At 65.9% G+C, this 24,200-nt stretch carries 19 protein-coding genes; 13 read left to right on the top strand and 6 right to left on the bottom strand.

Annotated features, from left to right (window positions below):
- Nucleotides 1–20: 20 nt before the first annotated feature.
- Nucleotides 21–827: a CbtA family protein gene (locus tag JVX90_RS04520; RefSeq protein ID WP_205331242.1), complete on the top strand. Its 807-nt coding sequence runs from the start codon at nt 21–23 to the stop codon at nt 825–827.
- Nucleotides 827–1,354, top strand: a complete 528-nt coding sequence (locus JVX90_RS04525) for a histidine phosphatase family protein (protein WP_205331243.1) — start codon at nt 827–829, stop codon at nt 1,352–1,354. Before JVX90_RS04520 ends, JVX90_RS04525 begins: the two co-directional genes overlap by 1 nt.
- On the opposite strand, the gene JVX90_RS04530 is transcribed toward JVX90_RS04525, so the two are convergent.
- Together JVX90_RS04530 and JVX90_RS04535 are read right to left on the bottom strand one after the other, a co-directional pair.
- Nucleotides 1,290–2,051 (bottom strand): hypothetical protein, encoded by a 762-nt coding sequence (locus tag JVX90_RS04530; protein ID WP_240194055.1) that lies wholly within the window; start codon nt 2,049–2,051, stop codon nt 1,290–1,292. The genes JVX90_RS04525 and JVX90_RS04530 overlap by 65 nt on opposite strands.
- A gap of 38 nt (nt 2,052–2,089) precedes the next feature.
- The gene (locus tag JVX90_RS04535) at nt 2,090–3,301 is read right to left on the bottom strand and encodes a serine hydrolase domain-containing protein (RefSeq protein WP_240194056.1); all 1,212 of its coding nucleotides are present in this window, start codon (nt 3,299–3,301) and stop codon (nt 2,090–2,092) included.
- 58 nt (nt 3,302–3,359) lie between these two features.
- Between JVX90_RS04535 and JVX90_RS04540 the strand changes: the two genes are divergently transcribed.
- The 6 genes from JVX90_RS04540 (at nt 3,360) to JVX90_RS04565 (ending at nt 9,380) form a co-directional block, all read left to right on the top strand.
- Nucleotides 3,360–4,583: an acyl-CoA dehydrogenase family protein gene (locus tag JVX90_RS04540; RefSeq protein ID WP_205331245.1), complete on the top strand. Its 1,224-nt coding sequence runs from the start codon at nt 3,360–3,362 to the stop codon at nt 4,581–4,583.
- Between the two features lie 124 nt (nt 4,584–4,707).
- The gene (locus tag JVX90_RS04545; RefSeq protein ID WP_240194057.1) at nt 4,708–5,640 is read left to right on the top strand and encodes a hypothetical protein; all 933 of its coding nucleotides are present in this window, start codon (nt 4,708–4,710) and stop codon (nt 5,638–5,640) included.
- A gap of 83 nt (nt 5,641–5,723) precedes the next feature.
- The gene (locus JVX90_RS04550) at nt 5,724–6,350 is read left to right on the top strand and encodes a hypothetical protein (RefSeq protein WP_205331247.1); all 627 of its coding nucleotides are present in this window, start codon (nt 5,724–5,726) and stop codon (nt 6,348–6,350) included.
- Nucleotides 6,351–6,404: 54 nt separating this feature from the next.
- A complete protein-coding gene (locus JVX90_RS04555) occupies nt 6,405–7,073 on the top strand; it encodes a hypothetical protein (protein WP_205331248.1) in 669 nt (222 codons plus the stop codon).
- 21 nt (nt 7,074–7,094) lie between these two features.
- On the top strand, nt 7,095–8,339 hold the full coding sequence (locus JVX90_RS04560) for an Ig-like domain-containing protein (RefSeq protein ID WP_205331249.1): 1,245 nt from the start codon (nt 7,095–7,097) through the stop codon (nt 8,337–8,339).
- Between the two features lie 12 nt (nt 8,340–8,351).
- Nucleotides 8,352–9,380, top strand: coding sequence for an alpha/beta hydrolase family protein (locus JVX90_RS04565; protein WP_205331250.1), 1,029 nt, complete (start codon nt 8,352–8,354; stop codon nt 9,378–9,380).
- A 90-nt stretch (nt 9,381–9,470) separates the two neighbouring features.
- Here JVX90_RS04565 and JVX90_RS04570 read toward each other — a convergent pair whose 3' ends face one another.
- On the bottom strand, nt 9,471–10,967 hold the full coding sequence (locus JVX90_RS04570; RefSeq protein ID WP_205331251.1) for an NAD(P)/FAD-dependent oxidoreductase: 1,497 nt from the start codon (nt 10,965–10,967) through the stop codon (nt 9,471–9,473).
- Nucleotides 10,968–11,087: 120 nt separating this feature from the next.
- On the opposite strand from JVX90_RS04570, the gene JVX90_RS04575 reads away from it, so the two are divergent.
- Nucleotides 11,088–12,281 carry a helix-turn-helix domain-containing protein gene (locus JVX90_RS04575; RefSeq protein ID WP_205331252.1) on the top strand — a complete coding sequence of 398 codons (1,194 nt, stop codon included), beginning with the start codon at nt 11,088–11,090 and terminating at the stop codon, nt 12,279–12,281.
- On the opposite strand, the gene putP is transcribed toward JVX90_RS04575, so the two are convergent.
- Entirely contained in the window at nt 12,222–13,790 is a 1,569-nt protein-coding gene (putP, locus tag JVX90_RS04580) for a sodium/proline symporter PutP (RefSeq protein WP_205331253.1), read from the bottom strand. The genes JVX90_RS04575 and putP overlap by 60 nt on opposite strands.
- Nucleotides 13,791–13,970: 180 nt before the next feature.
- On the bottom strand, nt 13,971–17,408 hold the full coding sequence (locus JVX90_RS04585) for a bifunctional proline dehydrogenase/L-glutamate gamma-semialdehyde dehydrogenase (RefSeq protein ID WP_205331254.1): 3,438 nt from the start codon (nt 17,406–17,408) through the stop codon (nt 13,971–13,973).
- Nucleotides 17,409–17,501: 93 nt separating this feature from the next.
- On the opposite strand from JVX90_RS04585, the gene JVX90_RS04590 reads away from it, so the two are divergent.
- Nucleotides 17,502–19,106 carry a helix-turn-helix domain-containing protein gene (locus tag JVX90_RS04590; RefSeq protein WP_205331255.1) on the top strand — a complete coding sequence of 535 codons (1,605 nt, stop codon included), beginning with the start codon at nt 17,502–17,504 and terminating at the stop codon, nt 19,104–19,106.
- Here JVX90_RS04590 and JVX90_RS04595 read toward each other — a convergent pair.
- Nucleotides 19,069–20,478, bottom strand: a complete 1,410-nt coding sequence (locus JVX90_RS04595; protein WP_205331256.1) for a short-chain fatty acyl-CoA regulator family protein — start codon at nt 20,476–20,478, stop codon at nt 19,069–19,071. The genes JVX90_RS04590 and JVX90_RS04595 overlap by 38 nt on opposite strands.
- A gap of 119 nt (nt 20,479–20,597) precedes the next feature.
- Between JVX90_RS04595 and prpD the strand changes: the two genes are divergently transcribed.
- Genes prpD through JVX90_RS04610 form a run of 3 tightly spaced genes read left to right on the top strand, consistent with a single transcriptional unit; the run spans nt 20,598 to nt 24,162 of the window.
- The gene (prpD, locus tag JVX90_RS04600; RefSeq protein ID WP_205331257.1) at nt 20,598–22,100 is read left to right on the top strand and encodes a 2-methylcitrate dehydratase PrpD; all 1,503 of its coding nucleotides are present in this window, start codon (nt 20,598–20,600) and stop codon (nt 22,098–22,100) included.
- A complete protein-coding gene (gene prpB / locus JVX90_RS04605; protein ID WP_205331258.1) occupies nt 22,100–23,026 on the top strand; it encodes a methylisocitrate lyase in 927 nt (308 codons plus the stop codon). Before prpD ends, prpB begins: the two co-directional genes overlap by 1 nt.
- Complete coding sequence (locus JVX90_RS04610) at nt 23,023–24,162, top strand: bifunctional 2-methylcitrate synthase/citrate synthase (protein ID WP_205331259.1); 1,140 nt, start codon at nt 23,023–23,025, stop codon at nt 24,160–24,162. Before prpB ends, JVX90_RS04610 begins: the two co-directional genes overlap by 4 nt.
- Nucleotides 24,163–24,200 lie beyond the last annotated feature (38 nt).

A 24,200-nucleotide genomic window follows, 5' to 3' on the forward strand; every position in this document is an offset into this window, starting at 1 on the left:
GACAGGGAGAACAAGAGAAAATGGAACGCACTTTCATCGGTGCCGGATTGCTCAGCGGTCTGGTCGCCGGAATCGTCAGCTTCATCTTTGCGCGGATCTTCATCGAACCGCGGGTAACCGAGGCCATCGACTACGAGGACATTCGATCCCACGCGGAATCCGAACTCGCAGGCGGAGCGCACGACCACGGTCACGAACTGTTCAGTCGCTCCGTGCAGGAGAACATCGGAGCGGGAGTCGGCACGGTCGTCTTCGCGGTAGCGATCGGCGCGCTGTTCGCTGTCGCATTCACGGTGGCGTGGGCGATCATCGGCCGACGCAGGCCGGAGGCCGACCCGCGCACCCTCGCAGCGTCACTCGGTGGCGTCGCGTTCGTCGCGGTGATCGGCGTGCCCTTCTTCGTGTATCCCCCCAACCCGCCTGCGGTCGGCGAGGAGGACACCATCGGCGCCAGATCCGGTGCGTACTTGACGTTGACACTGGTCTCGATCGTTCTCGCGGTCGCCGCGGTCGTGCTCGCGATCTGGCTGTCAGATCGGATCGGAGGACTGTGGGCCGGTGCGTCGGCGGCGGTCGCCTATCTGGTCGGCGTCACGATCACCAGCGCTCTGCTCCCGAGCTTCCACGAGGTTCCCGGACCCGTCATGGACGGGGAGCGCATCGTTGCGCCCGGCTTTCCCGGGCAGGTGATCGCGGACTATCGCGTGTACGCCATCGCCCATCAAGTGCTGCTCTGGGTTGTTCTGACCGTCGTGTTCGTGGGTCTCGTCGGACTGATGATGCGACGAACAGCACTGGCGCGGCGTACGGAGTCAGTGCCTGCCTGATGGCGCTCACCGTGGTCGTCGCCGGCCGGACCGCACCCAACCGTGCGGTCCGGTTCGGTGGTGAGCACACCCCGATCGACGCCCGAGGCCTTCGGGACGTCGAACGTCTCGACGTCGCACTAGTCGACAACGTGCGAGTGGGACCGGAGACGTCGGTCCGCGAGACGGCACAAGTGCTGGGCATCGGCGTCGAGCCGGACCTGTCGTTGGCCACCGTAGACCTCGGACGCTGGTTCGGTCTCGAACCGCAAGACGTGCCGGTCGACGAGTTGGAGGCGTGGTTCACCGACCCGGATTCCCGTCCCCACGGCGGCGAGACGATCACCGAGTTCGTGAACCGGATAGTCTCCGCGACAAGGGGATTCGACGGGCTCGTCGTCGTGGCGTCGCCGGTCGCGCAGGCGCTCGCGGCTGATTCGCCCGGCGAGTACTTCCAGGTCTCGATCCGGCCGGGATCGGTGTTCACCACAGCGACGGCTCGCCCCGCAGGACCGTCCGACCGAGACGCCGCTGCCAGTCGCGGTTGAGCCACAGTTCCACGATCTCGGGTTTGGTCCCCGCCTGTCCGGCCCAGCGGTGAATGAGGTTCGAGTATCTCGCGTAGCTGCGCACCGAGAACTGCGAGGCGCCTGCGCCGACCATCCAGCCGTAGCGAACCAGGCTCGCCGCCGAGTAGGTGTCGAGCAGTTGTGGGCGGTCAGGGCCAGGACCGTGGATCGCCCATCCGTACAAGGACATCAGCGAGTGGCCGACACCCGGTGCGACAGGCCAACCGGACCAGTTGCGGAATGCGCCGGTCTCGACGAGTGTCGGCACTCTCTCACAAGCGTCGAGTGCTCGAACGATCATGTCGAACGGACGCGTGGTGTCGTGCGGGTCTCGGACGTCGGGAAATCGCCGGAGGCCCCCGCGGCCGCTGTGCGACTGCAGCCACGCGGCGCACAGGTACAGCCGATTGAGCATCGGCTCCGGGCCGAGGTTCAGGCGGGTGCTCGTCGCCTCGAGGTCGCCGCGTCTGATGTGCCCGATGCCTGATTCGATCTGCTCGCCGTCGGCATCGGTCGCGTACACCCGGGCGGGGATGCGGAGGCTCGCAAGCCGGTTGTTCCACCGGTCGAGATCAACCGTTGTGTAGTCGTCCAGCACCGCTTCGGCATATGGCTGGTGATGAGACCAGAGGACGCAGTCCTTCGGCACCACCAGCATCTCGTCACCTCGATTCATGCCGCGAGCATCGCACACACGTACGACAATCTTTGTCGTCAGTCGGCAGGGAAGGACGCGGCGATCGTGTTGATCAGGGCACGGTAGCGGCCGCCGTCGTCGGAGAGGGTTTTTCCGCTGCCGATCACGGCGACGGCCAGCTCGCGTTGCGGGTCGGCCCACATCGCGACATGAGTGAGTCCGGTGTGCCCGAACGCCTCGGGCGCGCGGCGGCCGAACGGGCCGAAGTAGTGCGAGCCCAACATGAATCCGGTGCCCCACCGCAAAGGTGATCCGGACGTCGCGACGTCGGGTCGCAGCACTCTCCGCTGACGGCGGGCGCGCGCCACGGTCGCCGGCCGCAGCACACCTTCTCCGTCGCGCAGCAGCATCTCCGCGAATCGGGACAGCTCGCGTGCCGTCGACACTCCACTCGACGACGGAACGGCACTGGTCAGGAAGTCAGGGGAGTTGGATGCGGCGATGGTGTCGGCCAAGGTGCGTCCGGTGGACAGCCGAAACGCCGCGTCGATCGGCATGGGGACGCGAGGGCCGGTCACGTGACTGTGTGCGACGTCGACAAGTTCGTGGGGCAGCACGCCGAAGTTCGTCCATCGGAGTCCGAGCGGTCCCGTGATCTCGTCGGCCACGTAGTCGCGGATGTCGCGACCAGAGGCCGCTTCGACCAGCTCGCGGACGAGCGGGCCCCACGTCAGAGCGTGATAGATGTGCAGCATTCCGGGAGGGTGGACCGACCAGAGTCGACTCAGGCCTTGCCGCACGTAGTCGCGGTCGTCGGCGCGCAGCGGGTCGTCCAGTCCGGCGAAGGCGAACGGCACGCCCGCACGGTGTGTCAGCACGTGATCAACCGTCGTCGACGACTTGCCTCGTGTCCCGTATCCGGGGATCAGGTCGGCGATCCGATCGTCGAGTCGCAGCCGGCCCTGGTCGATCAGCCGCCACACCGCCACTGCCGCGATCACCTTGGACGCCGAGTACAAGCAGAAAGGAGTTGATCCCGTGACCTGCTCGACGGGAGTGCGACCGTGACCGATCGCGCGGTCGAGGACAACGCGTCCGCGGTGTCGGACACAGAGTTGGACGGCGGGCTGCGTGCCAACGGAGTACCACCGGCGCGCGGCGTCCCAGATGTGCCTCGCCTGACCCGGGTCGTCGGCCCGAGTCTCGTGGCCGATCCACGTTCGTGCGTCGAGGTCGTCTGCTGTCAGTGAGTCGGGACGGTGAATGCGCCCGTAGGGTGTGGCGTCCACGGTTGGGACGCTAGGGTCATGATCGAAGTAGAACACGTTTCAATTCCTTGGAGGTTCCATGTTCGAGTGGTCCGACGAAGACCGGATGGTGCAAGACGCCGTCCGCGGGTTCATCGACAAAGAAGTGCGTCCGTACGTCGACGATCTCGAGAGCGGGAAACTCCCGCCGTACGACATCATCCGCAAGCTCCTGTCGACTTTCGGCATGGATTCGATGAACGCCGAGAATCTGGAGAAAGAACTCGCGGCGCAGGAGGCGGGTGAGGCCAAGCCTGCGGGCGGCGGCTCCAGCACGCTTGCCAGCTCGATGTTCCTGATCCTCAACATGGAGATGGCCGGGGTCTCGCTCGGCACCATCGCGTCGATGGGTGTCTCGATGGGTCTGACGGTCTCGACCATCCGCAGCCGCGGAACGCTCGCGCAGAAGAAGCGCTGGCTGCCCGAACTGGTCACAATGGAGAAGGTCGGCGCCTGGGCTATCACCGAGCCCGACAGTGGTTCAGACGCGCTGGGAGGCATGAAGACCACGGTCCGCCGCGACGGTGACGACTACATCCTCAAGGGCAACAAGACCTTCATCACCAACGGTCCGTACGCCGACACCATCGTCGTCTTCGCCAAGCTGGACGAGGGCGACGGCACTCCGATGCGTGATCGGAGGGTCCTGACGTTTGTTCTCGACGCGGGAATGGAAGGTCTCACGCTTGGCAAGCCGTTCAAGAAGATGGGCATGATGAGCTCGCCCACCGGCGAGCTGTTCTTCGACGATGTGCGTGTGTCGCGCGACCGTCTGCTGGGTGAAACCGAGGAGACGGGCGACCGCAGCGGCGGCGACAACGCCAAGGCCGGCTTTACCGCCGAGCGCATCGGCATCGCCGCACTGTCTCTCGGCATCATCAACGAGGCTCAGCGTCTGTCGATCGACTACGCCCGGTCACGAACTCTCTGGGGCCAGGAGATCGCGAAGTTCCAGCTGATTCAGCTCAAGTTGGCCGAGATGGAGGTGGCGCGACTGAATGTTCAGAACATGCTTTTCGTCGCCATTGAGGCTGCTCAGGCCGGCAAGCCTCCGACGCTGGCGCAGGCGTCGGCGATGAAGCTGTACTCCTCCCGCGCAGCGACAGAAGTTGCCATGGAAGCTGTTCAGCTGTTCGGAGGAAACGGCTACATGGCGGAGTACCGGGTGGAGCAACTCGCCCGCGACGCAAAGTCCCTGATGATCTATGCCGGATCGAACGAGATCCAGGTGACCCATGTAGCCAAGGGATTGCTCCAACGCTGATCGAAGTCGGGCAAAATCGTGCCAGCTTCCTGATCGGGATGACGGAATTCACGTTCGTGACCGTACGGTGACATGAATCTCTAGTTCGATCGATCAACAGGAGCTCGTGCACGTGAACCTCTCCGTGACCTCTTTCGCGCGCCGGACGGCCGCTGCGGTGTTGTCCACCGCAGCGGCCGCTGCGCTCGTCGTGACGGCTGCCCCCGGCATCAGCACTGCTGACGTCGTCGGACCGATCAACGGCGAATCCGACGCGGCGTCGTTCCAGCGTTCGGTGAGCGGCCCGTCACTCGTCGGAGGCACGGTCGCCCGTGGTGACGTCATCACCATCACGAACAAGTTGAGCCGCAAAATGGCGTGGCTCGTCTACTACGTCAAGGACACGCATCCGACGTGCCTCGAAGCAGTTCCGAACAGCTCCACGTGGACTGTGAACGGCAAGACCTACACCAACAACCCCGAGGGCGAGGGGACAAAGGCGCCCGGTGAGTTCTCATCTGGTGCGGGATGGGCGATGATCGACGCCCCCGGCGCGAACTCCTGGCAGGCCGATCCATTGATTTGGACGCAGGACTACCTGGTCGGCAGCAGCTGCGAGCTGGGCCCGCTCAACTCCGGCGGTCTCGAATGGAGCACCACGTGGGCATTCGAGAGCGGCAACAACCGACCGTTCGTCGGCCCCATGCTGAACGTCGTGGCCGGCCGTCCCTCGATCTCGATCAACCCCACGGACGCACTCGCCGCGAACGACGTGTTCTTGACGGTCAGCCATCCCGAAGGCACTCCCGGTGCACCGGTCGTCCTGACTATCGATGGGAAGACCGTAGACGGCTGCGGCAACCTCAAGCTGGACGGCAACCGCCGCGTCACCTGCACGTGGGTGCCGAAGAAGAAGGGCGACTACACCGTCAAAGCAGTTGTCGGCACGGAGTCGCCCGTCACCATCACCCAGCAGGTCCACATCAACGACAGCCCGGCCGGTAGCGCCGGGGCGCTGCCCGGACTCGACACGGGAAGCCTGTACACCGGCAGCCTCGGAGGTTTGAGCGGATCGTAGGTCTGCCGCTCAACTCGCGTCGCCCCACATTCTCCTGCGCTCCCTCCCAGCGCGCCCCGATTCACAGAAACACAGGTTGACGAATGTCCATGAAGAGAACCGCCGCGGTTGTCGCAGGCGTCAGTGCCATCGCATTCGCGAGCGCCGTCTCGGTGCCCGGCATCGCCGGAGCCGACGCCGATGTCACCACGACCTGGGAAGACGGCAACTCCCGATTCGAACAGACAGTCAGCAATGACAGTCCCAAGGTCGGCGAGACGATCACGGTCACCACGTCGTTCCAACGCAAGTGGGCCGACGAGTACATCTACAACGTGAAAGAGCTGGCCGGTTCGTGCATCGAGTCGGTGCCGGGCACCACAACGTGGGCGGGCAAGTTGGTGACCTCGAAGGTGACCACGTCGGAGCCGGGCGCGGAGGAGTCGTGGATGCGCGTCGAGGCACCCAGCATCACGGCGTGGAAGGTCAAGGGCCTCGGCAGCGGATGGGGTTCCAAAGTGGCGCTCACGACCGACTTCCGCATCACCAACGCATGTAGGGCCGGGGACGTTCTGTCGACCACGATGCACTACGGCGGATCCCTTGGCAGTGGTACGTACAAGGACAAGGGTCCAGTCATCACCATTGCGCAAGGCTCGATCGAAGAGCCCTCGGTGCCCGGAGGCAGCAATGGCAGCCTCGACATCGGCAGCCTGTTCGGCTCGTCCTAGTCATTCATCGACGACTCATTCATCGACGACAAATTCCTCAGGAGAACACATCTCATGAACACGAGCATGTTCGGACGGATCGCAGCGGGACTTGGCGCCTGCGCGATCGCCATGACCGGCGTTGCACTGTCGAGCGGATCGGCGACGGCAGAGGAGGGTATCACCTACTGGGAGGACGGCAACTCCCGCTTCAACCAGTTGGTAAGCGACACCACGCCCAAGATCGGCGACACGATCACCATCACCACGCAGTTCCAGCGTAAGTGGGCCGACGAGTACATCTACAGCGTCAAGGAACTCGTTCCGGCCTGCCTCCGATACATCGAGGGCAGTGCAGGCTGGGGCGGATCACCGTCTCCCTCCGACAAAGTCGAGATCAGCTCGGGGACGCCCGCCGACCCGCAGGCCTACGTCAAGGTGAACGCGCCGAATGTCACGTCGTGGGTCGTCAAGGGTCTCGGCTCAGGCTTCGGAAACAAGAAGTCGATCGCTATGCAGTTCTACGTGCGTGAATCCTGCGGGACCGGCGTGTCGATGCCGACGTCGATGCACTACGGAGGGTCCCTCGGCTCGGGCAGTTACCAGGACAAGGGGCCGGCGATCAGCGTCGCCAAGCCTCCGGTCACGGAGGAGCCGACCGGCACGACCACGCCGACCACTACGAATCCAGACAGCGGAAACGGCAGCCTCGACACGGGCAGCCTCGGCAGCCTGTTCGGCTGAGACACGGAAGAGACAGAAGACATGACAACATCGTTGAGCCGCTTCGCAGCGGCGGCTGGAACCGGGATGGTGGTCGTCGCCGGCCTCATCGCGTCGACTTCCGGTGTCGCTTCGGCAGCTCCCACGACAATCGAATGGGCCGACGGCAACACAGCCTTCTCCCGCACGGTGAGCGACGCGAACCCCTCGATCGGCGACACCGTCACCGTGTCGACGTCCTTCCAGCGGAAGTGGTCGTTCGAGGACGTCTACAACTTCAAGGACCTCGAAGACGGGTGCCTCGAGTATGTGCAGGGCAGCGCGAAGTGGGAAGACTCAGCTGTGGCGAACGTGCAGGTCTCCACGGCGGCGGTCGGTCAGCTCGGCTTCGTCCGTCTCGAATCGCCTAGTCTGACCTCGTGGCGGGTCCCGGGAGTCGGCGCGGGATGGGGGGCGAAGCGGACCATCTCGCTCAAATACAAGGTCGGTGAGAACTGCCCGACCGGAGTGAACCTCGCTGTCGGCACCATGCACTACGGCGGTTCGCTCGGCAGTGGGACCTATCAGGACAAGGGGCCGAACATCAAGGTCCAGACCCCGCCGCAGAAGGACGCCACCACCACAGCTGTCTCGGTGAGTCCTGCGCCCAAGGTCGGCGATCCGTCGACCGTGACCGCGAAGATCACTAGTGCTGCGACGGTCGCGGACGGCGCCGTGGAGTTCTTCAACCACAACGTGTCGCTCGGCACCGCGAACGTCGTCGCAGGCAAGGCGACTGTTTCCTGGACCCCGTCGAACGAGGGCGCGTACTCCCTGAAGGCCGTGTACTCGGGCACCGCGACACTCGCAGGTTCGTCGTCGTCCATCGGTGGAACCGTCTCGCCCAAGGACCCCGATCCAGAGCCCGGTGCCCCGATCGTCACTCTCGGGGCTGCTCCGAAGGTCGGTGACGCCGTCACGGTGACAGTTGAATCGGATGCCGCGGTCGGTGCGAACGTCACCCTGACTGCGAACGGCACGGCGCTCTGCCAGAACCTGACACTCGGCGCCGATCACAAGGCGACCTGCCAGTGGACCCCTTCCGTATCGGGGGCAGTGGCGCTGAAGGCGACCATCGGTGCGCAGTCGACCACCAAGAATGTGACGGTCACTGCCAAGGATGTCCCGGTTGATCCGACCGACACCACTGACCCGACCACGCCCACGACAACCGGGCCGACCAAGACGACCAGCCCCGGCGGCAACGGAAGCTCGGCTGGCAGCCTCTCGGACATCTTCGGCTCCTAGGAAAGACACACAATGAAGCTCACGAGAACCGCGCGATGCCTGATCACGGCAGTGGTGGCCGGTGTGGTGGCGGCAACAGCACCCGTCGCGATCGCGCAAGCCGACCCGTCACCCGGCGAGTCGCATGTCGTCGGCTCGGTTCCGGTCGCCTACCACAACGGTGACCTGAACCAGCCGTCCCGCCTGCTCGTCACCGTCTACTCGGCGTCGATGCAGCGAGAGATCCCACTCGATGTCCTCGTCCCAGCGAACTCCACGCCTGCACCAGTGTTCTACCTGCTCAATGGTGCAGGCGGTGGTGAGGATTCGGCGAGCTGGGCCAACCGCACCGACTACACGGGCTTCTTCGCGAACAAGCATGTGAATGTCGTGACACCGCTCAAGGGCGCCTTCTCGTACTACACCGACTGGCAGAAGGCCGATCCGAAGCTCGGCGTGCAGAAGTGGGAGACGTTCCTGACCAAGGAGCTTCCGCCGGTTCTGGACAAGGAGCTCAAGACCACCGGCAAGAACGCCATAGCGGGTATCTCGATGGCGGGCACGTCGGTGCTCAACCTCGCGATCGCCGCTCCGGGCCTCTATACGACGGCGGCGTCGTACAGCGGTTGCGCACGGACGAGCGACCCGGCGGGACAGCAGTACATCCGAACCGTCGTCGAGAGCCGTGGCGGCGCCGACACCACGAACATGTGGGGCCCGTACAAGGGCGCGGGCTGGAAGGCCAACGACCCGTACATCAACGCGGCGAAGCTGCGCGGCACCAAGGTGTATCTCTCGTCCAACAGCGGCCTCCCGGGCCAGGACGAGTCCGTCGACGCGGGCAGCACCGCGCAAGACAGCGTGTCGCTTGCCGACCGCGTGATTCTGGGCGGCGGCATCGAAGCCGTGACCAACGTCTGCACCCAGCAGATGGCGCAGCGTCTCGCCCAGCTCAAGATCCCCGCGACCATCAAGCTGCGCCCCACCGGCACTCACTCGTGGGGCTACTGGGAGCGCGAGCTGCACTACTCCTGGCCGCAGATCTCCTCGTCGCTGTACTGATCACACAGCAAGAACGACACTGATCACACAGCAACGACGGCGGTGCACCCGTGAAGGCGCACCGCCGTCGTTCTGTTCGTACCCAGCGGATCAGACGCCTGCGGTGACCGGAGCCTTGCGGTAGTCGAGGAACTCGTCGACGATCTCGCCCTTGCGGAGCTGCTTCACGTCGGAGGAGACCGCCATCGTCATCGTCCACGGGCTCTGCGTGCCCTGCTTGGGAAGACGATCGAGCGCACGCTTCACATAACCTGCCCCGAAGTCGAGGAGCGGACGCTTCTCCAGGCCCTCGGGCTCCACGGCGCGGACCGACGTGTATCCGTTGGCGTCCTGGTAGGTCAGGACGCGGCAGAAGTACTCGCACAGCAGCCCGATCTTGAGAGTCCACGACGAGTTGGTGTAGCCGATCGCCATTGCGAAGTTCGGAAGGCCCGACAGCATCATGCCGCGGTACGCGGTGGTCTGCGACAGATCGACGGCCTCTCCGTCCAGGCTCACTTCCATGCCGCCGAACAACTGCAGGTTGAGGCCGGTGGCGGTGACGATGATGTCGGCTTCGAGTTCTCGGCCGTCCTCCAGGCGGATGCCCTTCTCGGTGAAAGTCGCGATCCGACCGGTCTCGATCGACGCACTGCCCTTCTTGATCGCCTTGAACAGGTCACCGTCGGGCACCACGCAGAGCCGCTGGTCCCACGGGTTGTACGGCGGGTTGAAGTGGGTGTCGATGTCGAAATCACGGGGCAGAAGCGCCTTGTTGGTGGCGCGGATGATCGCGCGTGCAGGCCGCGGGTACCGCTGGCAGAGGTTGTAGACCACCTTCTGCTGAACGATGTTCTTCTGCCGGCTCAATGCGTAGCCGCGGTCTGCGCCGAGGACCTTCTTGAGAGCGTTCGAGACCGCGTCCTCGCGGGGCAACGGGATCACGTACGTGGGTGTGCGCTGCAGCATCGTGACGTGCGCGGCGTCGGCCTGCATGGACGGAACCAGAGTCACGGCGGTGGCGCCGGACCCGATCACGATGACCTTCTTGCCCTTGTAATCCAGGTCTTCGGGCCAATGCTGCGGGTGGATGATCTGACCGGCGAACGTCTCGCTGCCCGGGAACTCGGGGGTGAAGCCCTCGTCGTAGTTGTAATAGCCGGTGCCTGCGAACACCCACCGGGCCTGGACGTTGAACGTGTCGTCGTCGGTCGAGTCGTTGCGACGAACGGTCACGTTCCACAGCTGATCGGCCTCGGACCAGTTCATGGCGATTGCACGACGGTTGAACACGATCGCGTCGTCGAGGTGGTCGTCGGCGATCGCCTCGCGCAGGTAGTCGAGGATGCGAGGCGCATCGGCGATCGACTGCGGATCCTGCCACGGCTTGAACTCGTACCCGAAGGTGTTGAGGTCGGAGTCGGAGCGGATGCCGGGGTAGCGGAACAGGTCCCACGTGCCGCCGACCGCGTCGCGCGACTCGAGCATCGCGAACGACTTCGACGGATGCTCGGTGCGCAGGTAGTGGCCGGCGCCGATGCCGGAGATGCCTGCGCCGAGCACGAGCACGTCGAGCGGTGCGTCGGTGAGGATGGAGTCAGTGGGCATGTGCCTGGTCCGTTCGGTTGTGACTACTGGGCGTTGTTAACAATGATCGTTGTAATCCTGAATTGTTGCAAGTGGTGATCTAGACCAGGAATCGACCGAATCTGGTGCATAATCGACCACGTGGGTGTCTCCCCTGAAGTCGCAGCCCTGATCCGCGCCGGTGTGCAGGTGGTGCTGGAGGCGCCACCGGACTGGCTCGCTCAGGTCGATACAGCAGTGGTCGGTGGTGCGGGAATGGACGTGATAGCCGACGATCCCGCGTTGCTCGAAGTGGCCCTGCGCATCAATGAGGGAAACCTCCGCCATTGGGCGACGGCCAACTCCGCTGAGCCCGGAGCGCGGGTGCCGGTGAACGTCACCGATGAGACCGAGACGTACATCCGTGACCTCGCTCGTCGTGGGTTGGACGCGGGCGCACTGGACTCGTTCCGGACGGCGCAGAACGTCGCGTGGCGGCTCTGGATGGAGATCTGTTTTGTCCTCACCGAGGATCCCGCGGAACTCCGAGAACTGTTGCAGGTCACCTCGGAATCCATTGCGGTGTTCGTCGACGACACCGTCCAGCAGTTGGCCGAACTGATCGACGCTGCACGGGCTGAACTCGCCGGTGACACCCACGCCCAGCGGCGGGTGGCCGTTGCACTCGTTCTCGAAGGCGCTCCGATCAGCCGCGAACGCGCCGAAACGCAACTCCGCTATCGCCTCGACGGTCCGCACACGGCACTCGTCCTCACCGGAGATCCAGGCACTGCGCCCGACGAACTGGAGGCTGCGTGCGATTCGATCATGGAGGCGAGCGGCGTGAGCCGACGCCTCACGGTTGTGTCCGGGGCGTCGGAACTATGGGTGTGGCTGCCGACGAGCGACCTGCGGATGGGCGCCGCCGTCACCGGTCATCCGGGCGTGCGAGTGGCGATCGGGTCCACGGGTATCGATCTCGACGGGTTCCGGCGCAGTCATTTCGAGGCGTTGTCGGTGAGGCGGGTGATCGCGCGCGTCGGTTCGTCCCGCCGCGTCGCGCACTACGACGACTTGCGGATCGTGGCTCTCCTCGGAGATGACCAGTCGGCCGCCGACGAGTTCATCACCAACACCCTCGGCGACTTGGCGAATGCAGACGACCACGTCCTGACGTGTGTCAGGACGTGGTTCGCGTCTGGATGCAATGCGGCGGAAGCGGCGGCGCGGCTGTACACGCACCGCAACACGGTGGTGCGACGGCTCGCGCGTGCCGACGCGCTCCTGCCCGCGCCGCTAAGCGCTAACGCCCTTCACGTCGCTGTCGCCCTTGAACTCCTCGAATGGCGCACGTGAGGCGGCAAGCGCCTTCGCGGCGTCGAACTCGGCGTCGATCTCAGGGTTGGGCTTGTACGTGATCAGGCTGACCGCGATGGCGGCGATGAAGCTCGCGATCACGCCGGGAATGATCTCGTAGACGTCCGCGCTGGCGAGCTTGTCCCAGGCATAGGCGACGACCGCGCCGACGACGATGCCGGCGAGGGCTCCCCACGTGGTGAGGCGACGCCAGTACAGGGACAGGACGATGGCCGGTCCGAACGCCGAGCCGAAGCCCGCCCAGGCGAATGCGACCAGATCGAGAATGCTGTTGGACGGCGACAGCGCGAGGAGTGCGGCGATCACCGCGATTCCGAGCACACCGAGTCGGCCGAGGCGCACATACGTCATGTCGCTGAGGCCTGTCCCACGACCGGTCTTCTCGGAGACGAGCTTGTACAGGTCTTCCACCAGTGCCGACGAACAGACGATCAGCTGCGACGAGATCGTCGACATGATCGCAGCCAGGACCGCAGCCAGAACCAGGCCCGCGATGAACGGGTGGAACAGGATCTGGGAGAGTGCGAGGAACACCGTTTCGGCGTCGGCGGGCTTGTCGGCCGGATGCTTCGCAAAGTACGCGATGCCGACGAGCGCCGTCCCGACCGCTCCGAGTGCACACGCGAACATCCAGGCGATACCGATCCGTCGTGCGGTGCCGGCCTCGCAGGGGGTGCGCAGGGCCATGAATCGGACGATGATGTGCGGCTGACCGAAGTAGCCGAGGCCCCAGGCCGCCGCAGAGATGATGGCGATGGCGGAACTGCCCGCGAAGAAGCTGAGGTGATCGGGATCGACCGAGCGGACGCCGTCGACCGTCGCTCCGACGCCGCCGAGGTTGATGATGCCGATGATCGGGACTGCGAGCAGTGCGATGACGACGAGGACGCCCTGCGCCACGTCGGTGAGCGACGCTCCGAGGAATCCGCCGAACAACGTGTACAGCATGGTGATACCCGCGACGATGAGCATGCCGACCGTATAGTTGACGCCGAACGCGCTGTCGAAGAACTTGCCGGAGGCGACCATCCCGCTCGACACGTAGAACGTGAAGAACACCAGAATGATCACGCCGCAGGTGATGCGCAGGATTCGGGAGTTGTCGCGAAGGCGGGTCTCGAAGAAGCTCGGGATGGTGATCGCGTCGCCCGCGACTTCGGTGTACGCGCGCAGACGCGGAGCGGTGAGTCGCCAGTTGGCCCACGCGCCGACCAGCAGGCCGATCATGATCCATGCTTCCGACAGGCCGGAGAGGTACATCGCGCCCGGCAGGCCCATGAGCAGCCACCCCGACATGTCGGAGGCGCCGGCCGAGAGGGCCGCGATCCACGGCTTGAGGCCGCGGTCGGCGAGCATGTAGCCGTCGAGGTCGTTCTTGGTCTTCGTGTACGCGTAGTAGCCGATGCCCAGCATGGCTGCGAAGTACAGGATGACGGCGACGTACTGGAACGTCTTGTCGCCGCTCGCTATGGATGACGCTAGGGACATCAGGCTTGCCTCTCGGGGGTCTGTGGGGTCGACGTTCGAACTGCTGTGCGTTGGCACATCACTCACGCAAAGCGTATGTGATTCACATCATCGACTCAGGAAATTCTGCATCGCCGGAGTGTGGAGACAAATGTGGGGTCGCACAAAAGTGCGACCCCGCATTTGTTCTGATGTACGAAGCTATCGACGAAGTTCGGCGGCGAGCTCGTTGAAGGCCCGATTCGGGTTTCCGAAGCGGTGCAACGTCATCGAGACGGCCTGCTCTACGAGCCAGTAGCGGAGCTCCACTCGACCCGATGCGGTCACGGCGTCGTCGAGCAGCGCCACGTCGGGGCGCGCCGCGACCGCCGCGCGGATCGAGTCGGCGACCGATCCCACAGTGCGCACTCGGGGAGCGTCGAGGCCTGCGACCGTCGCCGCAAAAGCCGCGTCGTCCGCGGTGCCGACTGTGGACGACGCGCGACTGAGGACCTCTGCCGTCGCGGGGGCGATGTCGGGCGAGGCGCTGATCCGGACACGTGCTCCGGCGAGCGTCGCCGCGGACAGCACACGCGCGGTCTCGGCGGGCGACGCGTCCGCGCCCACCCGCAGTACAACGTCGGACGGACGGTAGCGGAACACGTTGGCCTCGCCCGTCAAGCCGGTCTCGTCGCGCCCGGTGCCGAACTCAGACGCCCATGCGACACGGTCGTCGGCAACGGCCTCGTCCAGCCAGGAACTCGCAGTGGAGTCCAGAGCGTCGGCCCACGAACCGAGGAGCATCAGGTAGTTCGGACCGCCTGCCTTGGAGCCGAGTCCGACGGAGGAACGCTTCCACCCGCCGAACGACTGGCGGCGGACGATGGCTCCGGTGATGCCGCGGTTCACGTACACGTTGCCCGCCTGGACCCGGTCGAGCCAGGTGCGGACCTCGCGCGTCTCCAGCGAGTGGAGACCCGCCGTGAGCCCGAAGTCCGTGGCGTTCTGCAGGCTGATCGCATCGTCGAGGGTGTCGGCGCGCATCAGGCCGAGCACCGGCCCGAAGCACTCGGTGAGGTGGAAGAACGAACCGGGGGCGACGCCGTCTTTGATGCCGGGCGACCAGAGGCGGCCGGTGTCGTCGAGCTGCCGCGGCTTGAGCAGCCATGTCTCGCCGGGTTCGAGAGTGGTGAGAGCCCGGGTGAGCTTGTCGCTGGGGAGCTCGGTCAGTGGTCCGACCGTTGCGGACAGGTTGGTCGGCCAGTCGACGACCATCGACTTCGCGGCGTCGACGAGCTGCCGACGGAAGCGCTCGGAGCTGTAGACGCTGCCGACCAGGATGCCGAGCGAGGCGGCCGAGCACTTCTGGCCCGCGTGCCCGAACGCGCTGTGGGCGAGGTCGGCGATCGCGAGGTCGCGGTCGGCCGACGGGGTGATGATCAATGCGTTCTTGCCGGAGGTCTCGGCGTTGATCTTGAGGTCGGGGCTCCACGACTGGAACAGTGCGGCGGTGTCGGACGCGCCGGTGAGGATCACGCGGTCGACGTCGGGGTGACTGATCAGCTTCTTGCCTGCCGGACCCTCGTCGGGGAACACCCCCTGGCACACCTCGCGTGGCACTCCGGCTTCCCAGAGGGCTTCCAGGACGGCCATCGAGCAGTGCGGCGTCGGTGCCGCCGGCTTGTGGATCACGGCGGCGCCGACCGCGAGTGCGGCGAACGTTCCACCTGCGGGGATGGCGATCGGGAAGTTCCACGGGGGAGTGACCACAACAACCCGGTCGGGCGTGAATGTCGCGTTCTTCACGTCGTCCAGTTCCAGCGCCTGATGAGCGTAGTAGCGCGCGAAGTCGATGGCCTCCGAGATCTCCGGATCGGACTGGGCGACGGACTTTCCCGCCTCCGCGGCCGCGATCGACACGAGATGACCACGCTTTCGAGCGAGGATGTCGGCTGTCTTGTAGAGAAGTGCGGCGCGCTGCGCGGCCGGTCGTGCGGCCCAGGCCACTGCGGCTTCACGGGCTGTCGCCACGAGAGCGTCGACGTCGCCTTCGGCGAGAGTCGCGGGGACCGCCTGTGCATCCAGCCAACCCGGTTCAGCGCTTCGGTTGATCGCGTCGCGTGCCCACGCCTGGTTGGCGGGCAGTGACGGGTCGGTGTCCGGCTCGTTCGCGAACGGCGGAAGGGCCCCGTCGTACGACACCGTGGGGGCCGACTCCTCCTGAGTGCGGTCCTGGCGGTGGTTCGGCAGCGGAGCGGTGTGACCCTGCGAGTCGATGCGGCGCGCGAGTGCGTCGACGGCGGTGGTGAACCGGTCGGCCTCGCGGCGATAGATCGCGCTGCCGGGCTTCAGGTCGAAGATGCCGGACATGAAGTTCTCCGACGCCGCGTTCTCCTCGAGCCGACGGACCAGGTAGGAGATCGCGACGTCGAACTCGGACGGCTTCACGGTCGGGACGTAGAGCAGCAGGCGGCCCACATCGGCGCTGACCACCTCGGCCTGCTCAGTGGCCATGCCCTGCAGCATCTCGAACTCGACACGATCGGCGACGCCCCGCGACTCCGACAGCAGATGAGCGAAGGCGATGTCGAAGAGGTTGTGGCCCGCGACGCCGACGCGGAGGCCACGCATGTGGTCGGCGTCGAGCAGCCAGTGCAGCACCAGCTTGTAGTTGGTGTCGGTGGCGGCCTTCGACTCGCAGGTGACCTGCGGCCAACCCGCGGTCTCGGCGTGCACGGTCTCCATAGCGAGGTTGGCGCCCTTGACCAGTCGGACCTTGATCCCTGCGCCGCCCTGCGCGACGCGCTGCGTCGCGAACTCCGACAGTCGCTGCATGGCGCCGAGGGCGTCGGGAAGGTAGGCCTGCAGGACGATGCCGCCCTCGTATCCGTGGAGTTCGGGCATCGACAGCAGGCGGGTGAACACCTCGATCGTCAGGTCGAGATCGCGGTACTCCTCCATGTCGAGGTTGATGAACTTCGTGCCGGCGGGTGCCGACGCGGCCTCCAGGTACATCGGAGTGAGGCGCTTGAGGACGTACTCGACGGTCTCGTCGAACGCCCACATCGAGATCTGCGACGCGATCGACGACACCTTGATGGAGACGTAGTCGACGTCGTCGCGGCGGAGGAGGGTTCGTGCGTCCTCGAGGTGATTGTCGGCCTCGGCGTCACCGAGCACGGCTTCGCCGAGCGGGTTCACGTTCAGTCGGTGGCCGGTGGCACGCAGCGTTTTGACGGCTTTGGCGAACGGCTTCTCGCGGGCGTCGACGATCATGTGGCCCACCATCGTCCGCATGCGTGCGCGCGCGGCCGGGATGACGATGTTCGGGAGGGTGCGGGCCAGGGCTGCGCCGGAACGGATCTGCAGCTTGTCGAGCGCGCCGAGGGAGGCGGGAGCGTCGGCCACGATCTCGGCGAGCGCTTCGCCCGCGGCTTTGGTGTCCTCGGTGCCGATCACCCGGTCGACGAATCCGACGGTGAAGTCGAGTCCCTTCGGATCGGAGAGCACCGCGGCCAGACGTTGTGCCGAGGCGTGGGGCTTGGTCTGCGCCTTCTCGGCGGCGCGCAGCCAGGTGTCGACCTGCTGCAGCGACCGCTCGGCGAGGTCGGACAGAGCCTCGGTCGTGGTGGCAGGTGTTGAATCGTGCGCAGTGGTCATGGGCTTATTACAGGCCGCCGACAGGGCATTGGTCCTCGTGCGGATTCACAAGTTGATGCCCTAATTCTTGTTCGATCGTCCTACGCTGGATGCATGCCTTCACGACGGTCTCTGGATGATGTGATCGATGCACTCGACACCGCGGTCGACTGGTCCGTACTCGTCGAGTCGTCGGCCCCGATCGAGAGTGTGGCGATACTCGACATCGACGATCTGTCGGCCGAACCGACCGCCGACGTGGTGCTGCTCGTCGGCGTGGACCTCGCCGCGACGCGGAGCTGGCTGCGGGAGGCGTCGGACGCTGGAACCGTGCCCGCCGCGATTCTCACGAAGACATTGGACTCCGGCTCCGCTCGTGGGCTCGTCGACGAGTTCGGCGTCGGTGTGGTCGGCATTCACGCGCGGGCGAGGTGGGACCGCGTCCTCGGTCTGGCACACGGCGCATTCGATCGGGCTCGAGACGACGCCGGAGCTGAGCCGGCCGACATCGATCTTGCGGGCCTGGTGGCGCTCGTCGCGCAGGGCACAGGGGGCCTGGTGTCGATCGAGGACGCGACCAGCGCCAGGGTGCTGGCGTATTCGCCGTCGAATGGCGAGGCGGACGATCTTCGGGTGCAGACGATCCTCGGACGCGAAGGGCCGCCCACGTACCTTGCGCTGTTGCGCAAGTGGGGCGTGTTCGATGCGATCCGCCGCGGTGGCGAGGTCGTCGACGTCCCGGATCATCCGGAGGAGGCGATGCGGCGGCGGATGGTGGTCGGAGTGCACACCGGCGCAGGTCGACATCTCGGATCCATCTGGGTCCAGGAGGGGGCTCAACCGCTGTCCGACGATGCGCGTGAGGTGCTGACCGGCGCTGCGGCGGTGGCGTCGCGCATCCTGACTCGGGAGATGGAGTCGCCGACAGCGGAGGCGCAACTCCTGCAACGGCTCTTCGGCGAGCACGGTGGCGTCGATGCCTCGTCGGCCGGGGCCTACCTGCGCTGGTCGATCGACGAGAAGTCCGTCGTCATCGGGCTCGGCGGGGCCAGTGCATCGGCGATGGCCGCGCTCTCGGGCGCGCTCCGGCTGCATGCGAGCGCGTTCGCCGCCTCTGCGTTGACCACGGTGATCGGCGACCGCGCGTACGTCCTGGTCCCGGCGAGTTCGGTCGAGCCGGTCGCCCGATGGGCGAGCACTCTCGTCACCCGGTTCGACGGCGACCCCGCGCTCGACGGGGCCAGGTTGCGAGCCGGAGTGGTGTTTCCGGTGGAGGGACTCGCTGCTGTCGCGTCGGGCCGTGCCGAGGTCGACCGGGTGCTCTCGGCCACGTTGGGATCGCCGGAGTCGGGTCGGGTTACGACACTCGCTCAAGCTCGGACGGCGGTCCTGCTAGGCGAGATCCTCGACGTCCTCGCCGAGCGCGACGACCTCGTCGACCCGCGGATCACCGCACTCGTCGGCTACGACGTCGACCATTCGTCACAGCTTGTCGAGAGCGTCAAGGCGTTCCTCGATGCCCACGGAAACGTACGTGATGCCGCGACCCGCATCGGCATCCACGCCAACACGCTGCGTTATCGAATCGACAGGGCGCAGCAGGTGTCGGGGCTGCGTTTCGACGACCCGGCCGACAGGCTTCTCACGGCTATCCAGCTCGCGTGCGCGTCGTCCGTGACGGCTACAGCGGCGCCGACCGGTAGGGGATCGAATCGCTGATCGTCTCGTCCACCGCGATGGGCTGTCCGAGCATGGGGAATGCCCGCTGCGTGCACGCCGGACGGTTGCACACCTTGCAGCCTCCGCCGATCGGAACCACTGTCCGCGGCTCGGACAGGTCGACGCCGGTGGCGTAGACGAGTTCGTCGGCATGGGCGAGGTCGCATCCGAGGCCGATGGCGAACTCCCCAGGCGTTGCGAGGTGCCCGTCGGCGGCCTGGTCGGTGGTGCGTGCGAGCCAGAAGTACTTGCGCCCGTCGGGCATCTCCGACACCTGGGTGTGAATCCGGCCGGGTGCGGAGAAGGCGTCGTGCACGACCCAGAGCGGGCAGCTGCCGCCTACACGCGAGAAGTGGAAGGCCGTGGCCGACTGCCTCTTCGAGATGTTCCCGGCGCGGTCGACACGGACGAAGATGAACGGCACGCCTCTGTCGGATGGGCGTTGCAGGGTGGACAGCCGGTGACAGACGGTCTCGAAGCCGACCTCGAAACGGCGGGCGAGGAGCGCGACGTCGTACCGCAGTTCGCGTGCTGCGGACGCGAACTCGGTGTAGGGCAGGACGAGTGCTCCGGCGAAGTAGTTCGCCAAGCCCACTCGGAGCACGGCGCGAGACGACTCGGAGATGTTCGGAGCGCCGTCGACCAGCCTGTCGATCTCGGCGCGTTGAGTCTGCACGGCGAGTTGAGTTGCGAGCTGAAATGCTCGCTGCCCGGCAGAGAGGCGGCGGGCGAGAACCAGAGTCGCGGAGTCGGGATCGTACCGCCGCTTGGCGGTGGCCGCATCGGTCGTGGCTCCGATGATCACCCGGATCCCGAATCGTTCGTCGAGTAGACGCGCGAGTTGGAGGTCGAGTCCGCCGACCGTGAGGCCGGCGTCGACGAACAGGTGCTCAGCGGCTAGATCGAGTTCGGCGACATAGTTCCGGCGATCGTAGAAGTAGTCGCGCACCTGCTCGAAAGGCGTCGTCGGGGAGTCCGCGGAAGCGGCCGAATCGTGCGATCTATGGTTCTCGAGCTCTGCGGTGACGGCCGCGAGCCTGCGATGCAACCCGACCATGGTTCGCCCGATGCCGGGCATCCGTGACACGAGCTCGGTGATCTCGGCGCGATCGACGTCCTCGCCCTGAGACATGAGAGCGTCGGTGAGGTCGGCGATGAGTCGGGCATCTCCCGTCTCGGCGAAGTAGTCGGCGGGGAGATCGAACGTCGCGGTCAACGACAGAAGCACAGCCACCGTGATGGGACGGTGGTCGTTCTCCAGTTGATTGACGTATGTGGTGGACAGATCGAGCCTACGAGCCAGCGCGGCTTGGCTGATCCCCAGATCTGCACGCAGACGCCGGAGTCGGGCCCCTGCAAACGTCTTCGCCATGTACAGAACTCTACCGTCACAAGCATCCGCAAGATACGCAGAATGTGTGCGAAAGATACGCACAAATACGCATCTGCCAGGCCTTTCGCCGATCTTGGTTCACTGCGTACGGTGCAAACATGATCAACCACGAAGTTCGCACCCGACGCAGCGCCGAAGACTTTCCGATCGAGGATCACCTCGCGTACAAGATCGCGAAGGTCGCAGCCGATCCGGTCGCCGTGCCAGCTGACACCGCCGAGATGATCGTCAATCGCATCATCGACAACGCAGCGGTGAGTGCCGCGTCGGTCGCTCGCCGACCGGTCACGAGTGCCCGCCGTCAGGCGCTCACCCGCCCTCTCGCCGGGGGATCGACCGTGTTCGGCGTGGACGGCGAGTTCGCGCCCGAGTGGGCGGCTTGGGCGAACGGAGTGGCGGTGCGTGAGCTCGACTTCCACGACACCTTCCTGGCAGCCGAGTACTCGCATCCGGGCGACAACATCCCGCCGCTCGTCGCCGTCGCACAGCGAACTGGCGCTTCGGGAGCCGACCTCATCCGCGGGCTCGCGACCGCGTACGAGATCCAGATCGATCTAGTCCGCGGGCTGTGCCTGCACGAGCACAAGATCGACCACGTGGCCCACCTCGGACCATCGGCCGCCGCGGGTATCGGCACCATGCTCGGACTCGACGTCGACACCATCTACCAAGCCGTCGGGCAGGCTCTGCACCTGACGACCGCCACTCGGCAGTCGCGCAAGGGCGCCATCTCCAGCTGGAAGGCGTACGCACCGGCGCATGCCGGCAAGGTCGCCGTCGAGGCCGTCGACCGCGCGATGCGAGGAGAGGGCGCGCCTTCCCCGATCTGGGAGGGCGAGGACGGCGTGATCGCGTGGCTGCTCGGCGGTTCCGACGCGACGTATACGATTCCGCTGCCCGCCCCGGGCGAGGGCAAGCGCGCGATTCTCGACAGCTACACCAAGGAGCACTCCGCCGAGTACCAGAGCCAGGCGCCGATCGACCTCGCGCGTCGCATGCGCAGCCGCATCGGCGACCTCGATCAGATCGCGTCGATCGTGCTGCACACCAGCCATCACACCCACTACGTGATCGGCACCGGCTCGAACGATCCGCAGAAGTTCGATCCCACCGCCAGCCGTGAGACGCTCGACCACTCCGTGATGTACATCTTCGCTGTCGCACTGCAGGACGGCGACTGGGATCATGAGCGTTCCTATGCGCCCGAGCGTGCTGCTCGCCCTGACACGGTTGAGCTCTGGCGGAAGATCTCCACTGTCGAGGACCCCGAGTGGACACGTCGCTATCACTCGGCCGACCCGAACGAGAAGGCGTTCGGCGCGCGTGCCGTGGTGACGCTCAAGAGCGGAGAGGTGATCGAGGACGAACTAGCCGTGGCCGATGCTCATCCGCTGGGCGCCCGCCCGTTCGGCCGCGAACAGTACCTGGCCAAGTTCGCCCGCATGGCCGACGGCGTGGTCGACCCCGCCGAACAAGCACGTTTCGTCGACGCCGCAACCACGGTCGCAGACAAGGCGGCAGGCGGCCTCGCAGGCCTCAACGTGCGGGTGCTCGACAGCGTGCTCGACTCGGCTGCCGCCACCAGCGAGGGAATCCTCTGATGAGCGACGCGACGGGCCTGTTCACGTCGAGGGGCACCGATGCAGAGAAGCGCGCGACCCTCCGCGCGGCGCTCGACTCCGGAGAGCTGCAGCGCTGGCCGGGGGCGTTCAGCCCGCTGGTTGCGAAGATCGTCGCCGAGACAGGTTTCGAAGGGGTGTACGTCTCGGGCGCCGCGCTCTCCGCCGATCTGGGGCTGCCCGACATCGGACTGACGACACTCACCGAGGTGGCGGCGCGGGGCGGCGCCATCGCGCGTTCCACCGAGTTGCCCACGCTGATAGACGCGGACACCGGCTTCGGTGAGCCGATGAGCGCGGCGCGGACGGTCTCTGTACTCGAGGACGCGGGCCTGGCCGGATGTCACCTCGAAGACCAGGTGAATCCGAAACGCTGCGGTCATCTGGACGGCAAGGAGGTCGTCCCCACCGGCGAGATGATCCGCCGGATCGCTGCGGCCGTCGGGGCTCGCCGCGATCCGAACTTCATCGTCTGTGCGCGGACCGATGCACGCGGTGTGGACGGCCTGGACGCCGCGATCGAGCGGGCTAAGGCCTACGTCGACGCCGGAGCGGACCTCATCTTCACCGAGGCGCTCGCCGATGCGAGCGAGTTCGCGGCCTTCCGGGCCGCGGTGGACGCGCCGCTGCTCGCGAACATGACTGAGTTCGGGAAGTCGACGCTGCTGACGACAGATCGACTGCGCAATCTCGGCTACAACGCGGTGATCTACCCCGTCACCACACTCCGCCTGGCGATGGGAGCGGTCGAAGCGGGTCTCGCCGCGATCGCCGAGGAAGGCACACAGGCCGGGCTGCTCGACAAGATGCAGCACCGATCTCGGTTGTACGAGTTCCTCCGCTACTCCGACTACAACGCGTTCGACACCAACCTCTTCACCTATTCGACCAAAGGGGAGCGATCATGAGCACCGCCGGCAGTGCCGCAGAGAGCACACCGACCGTCTACAAGGGCCTGGCAGGCGTCGTCGTCGACACGACGGCGGTGTCGAAAGTTGTGCCCGAGACCAACTCGCTGACCTACCGGGGCTATGCGGTGCAGGATCTGGCCGCGAACTGTTCGTTCGAGCAGGTCGCGTACCTGCTCTGGTACGGCGAACTTCCCACCGATCTACAGTTGGCGCAGTTCGTGCAGCGCGAGAGAGCGGCCCGTCGACTGGACCGGTCCGCCCAGGCGGTGCTCGCTCGTACACCGGACACCTGCCATCCGATGGACGTAGTCCGGACGATGATCAGTTACCTCGGCACCGAGGATCCGGATGAGGACGCGACCGGCGCGGACGCCCTGATGGAGAAGGCACAGCGCATGTATGCGATTCTCCCGACGATCGTCGCCGCCGACATGCGACGTCGCCGCGGTCTGGATCCGATCGCACCGCATCACGGCCTCGGGTACGCCGAGAACTTCCTCGCCATGTGCTTCGGCGAGGTCCCCGACCCGGTGATCGTGCGTGCATTCGAGAAGTCGATGGTGCTGTACGCCGAGCACAGTTTCAACGCGTCGACGTTCGCCGCGCGCGTCGTCACGTCGACCGGTTCGGACATGTACAGCGCCGTCACCGCCGCCATCGGCGCCCTCAAGGGATCGCTGCACGGCGGCGCCAACGAGGCCGTCATGTACGACATGATCGACATCGACCGTCCCGAACGCGCCGCCGACTGGCTCAACGCCAAGCTCGACGCCAAAGAGAAGGTGATGGGCTTCGGGCACCGCGTCTACAAGAACGGCGACTCGCGCGTCCCGACGATGTACGACGCGCTCGTCGAGGTGGCCGATCATCTCGACGACCACAAGTGGCTTGGCATCTATCGGGAACTCGAACAGGTGATGGTAGGCCGCACCGGCATCCGGCCCAATCTCGACTTCCCGACAGGCCCGGCCTACCACCTGATGGGCTTCGACATCGGTGCGTTCACGCCGATCTTCGTCATGAGCCGCATCACCGGGTGGACCGCTCACATCACGGAGCAGGCCGCGTCCAACGCCCTGATCAGGCCGCTGTCCGCTTACTCCGGACCACAGCAGCGCCCGCTTCCCGCCTGAGAGCGGCGTCCAGCCCACCTGCTCGAGAGAGGCAGCGA

The organism is Gordonia sp. PDNC005 (assembly GCF_016919385.1).
Taxonomy (GTDB): domain Bacteria; phylum Actinomycetota; class Actinomycetes; order Mycobacteriales; family Mycobacteriaceae; genus Gordonia.